We start from the raw sequence: 2644 nt of genomic DNA on the forward strand, positions 1-2644 counted from the left end.
TGAATATTTCACGATAGAAGCATCACCAAGTTGCTCATTTGAGCATCACTAATTCGCAATTAGAGCATCAACGATTTTTTGTTAGAGCATCACTTGAATTAAGTTGCGCACTGCCAAAAGGCAGTACGCAGTAGTTTAAGGACTTTATTTTTGATTTGAGTAGAATTGACGCATATTCAGATTCCCTGAATAAATCCAAAAAGCATTGTGAACAATTCTGTCCATCATTGCTTCTGCATGAACTCCACCGCCTAAGCGGACATGCCAATCTTCTTTCTTGAACTGAGTGCAAAAGATTGTCGAACTTGAGTCATGTCTGCGTTCAATGAGTTCGAAAAGAAAATGCTGCTCTTCATCAGATAAATCATCTAATAACCACTCATCCAATATCAAAAGCTTGTAAGCTGAAAATTTCTTCAGAAGCTTCGAGATGCCCTGTGGTGACAATGTAGCTTCATCGCGTAGCAGTAGAAGATCAGGAATCCTAATGTATCTTGTCCGTATTCCTTGCTTGCATGCTTGACGCCCAAGTGCACAAGCTAGAAAACTTTTACCAGAGCCTGCAAAGCCATGAAATACGATGCTTGAACTTGTATCGATGAACTGTGCTGTTGACAATCCGATGAGTTTTTCTTTATCTAGACCTCGGTCGATGTAGTGAATATCATGAAACGAAGCATTTCCAATGCGAAACTTAGCTAGTTTTATCAACCTCTGAACTTTGCCATTGTATTTTTTCTGATAAACGAAATCCACTGCAAGCTTCATTCGATCTTCAAATGACATCACGGCGCAGTTGATATCTTGAGACTGCTGATCAATAGCTTCAATCATTTCATCAAGATTCAGTTCCCGCAGTTTTCTTCTGGTTTCTTCATTGAGCATCATTATTTGTCACCTCCGCCGTAAAACAGAGATCCGCGGACGTAACCTTGAACAGTTTCACTTCTTTCTGCAAACTGTTCCTTAGATTTCTTTGATTCAAATGATTGATCTTGGTTTGACGACAATATTGCCTTAAGATTTCTGTATCGAGGAGAACGAACGCGTTCAAGTGACATTTCGCATGCAGTTTCAAGACGCTTTTCTCCATATGTTTTACTCAGTTTTAGGACAGATAGAGATGAGTTGTAGCCCTGTTCTTTGATTCGTACACTTGCAAAAATTCGATTAACGACTTCACCAGTGCACGGTCCGATTGAAAATGCCCACTTCAAGATGCGCGTATCATCCCAGTTGGATTGACTAAACGTGTCTGGCATATGCTCTTCGTTGGTTGACCATTTGTATTTGACATAGTCCGGTAGCCTTTTGTGCGAACAAAGACGCTCGCTCTTAAAGAAAACTTCTATCAATGTATCAGTAATTTTCAGATCAACCTTTTTGCCTACATACTTGTATGGTACAGAATATCGATTTGTTTTGTATGCAACATGGCAATCTTGATTCACTATATGACCATAAACCCACTGTGCTATTTCGTATGGAGTTGATGGCAATGGACGCAAATGACTTTTTTCAACTTTGCTGAATACATCTGTTCTACTGCCTTCACGCTTTTGAAAAGGAGCATCATTGAAATCTTTGAGTTTTTGAGCCACTGCAATTTTAAGTTCTGGTAGCGCATGAAACTCTATGTTTCTTAGTTTAGCAATGATTGCTGTCGCAATCTTACCGACAGATCCTTCAACAGATGCCTTTTGCTTAGGTTTTTTGACTCCCGCAGGTATTATTGCAGTAAGATAGTGGTTTCCTAAATCTTCATATCTCTCATTGAGTATGATTTCGCCTTGATGAGGATGGCTGATGACTCCGGTTTTCAGGTTGTCACACGTGATTCTGACGGTTGATCCACCAAAGAACTCAAACATATTTACATTGCATTTCAGCCAAGTGTCTTGTTTCATGTCTAAACAAGGCTCAACATACGAATACTGGCTATATGGAAGTGTCGCTACAAACAGGTATACTTTTATTATTTCGCCTGTTACGGGTTCAACAATCGTCATCGTCGGACCACTCCAATCGACTTCGCATACCATTCCTGGTTTGTGTTTCAAGTGGTTAGTAAGGTTATTTGCGGTTACATAATCAGCGTAATCTTTGCAGAATTTTGTGTAACCAACAGATAGCTGGTTCGAAGTTTTACATGAGTCTTTATATTCCTGCCATAGGAGTTTGAGTGTTACGCCTGTTTTCTTTAGCTCAGTATGAACGTATTTATAGTCCACAGCGCTGAACATAGCCTCAGCAGCATATTTATCAGGATAAAACATCTGATATACATCTTCATCTGTTTTGTCCACAACGTCGTCATAACTGACGCCTAATTCTTTTGCGAGTTTACAAACATCACCCACGGAATGTTGTGACATTTGCCGTGTTCGCGCGATCTCACGCTGTGATATTTTCAATGCTCGCAGTTCTAAAATGAGTTTTACCTTGATTTTGTTTGCCATTATTTTGGCTCCTTCCTATAGAAAATGTGAGAATTTTTCTCATATTCAATTCTATAAGAAGTGATGCTATTGTACGTATTTGTGATGCTATTTCGCGAACGGACTTATAACTCGTAGACGATGCTCATCGGTGAAACGGTGATGCTCAAATGCGGATTGATGCTGCCCTGACAGCGAAATAATCA

The 2644-nt window shown here is 39.7% G+C and carries 2 protein-coding genes; both read right to left on the reverse strand.

The features are described 5' to 3' along the window. Nucleotides 1–144 precede the first annotated feature (144 nt). Nucleotides 145–888, reverse strand: a complete 744-nt coding sequence (locus KHM83_RS19465) for an ATP-binding protein (RefSeq protein WP_246543216.1) — start codon at nucleotides 886–888, stop codon at nucleotides 145–147. Then, nucleotides 888–2459, reverse strand: coding sequence for an IS21 family transposase (gene istA / locus KHM83_RS19470; RefSeq protein WP_213238705.1), 1572 nt, complete (start codon nucleotides 2457–2459; stop codon nucleotides 888–890). Before istA ends, KHM83_RS19465 begins: the two co-directional genes overlap by 1 nt. Nucleotides 2460–2644: the final 185 nt, after the last annotated feature.

Source organism: Fusibacter paucivorans, assembly GCF_018390735.1.
GTDB classification, from domain to species: domain Bacteria; phylum Bacillota; class Clostridia; order Peptostreptococcales; family Acidaminobacteraceae; genus Fusibacter; species Fusibacter paucivorans.

What these genes read in the sequence shown, in the direction of transcription:
- KHM83_RS19465 (WP_246543216.1), bottom strand. Translation starts at nt 888, where the DNA reads ATGATGCTCAATGAAGAAACCAGAAGAAAACTGCGGGAACTGAATCTT.
- istA (WP_213238705.1), bottom strand. Translation starts at nt 2,459, where the DNA reads ATGGCAAACAAAATCAAGGTAAAACTCATTTTAGAACTGCGAGCATTG.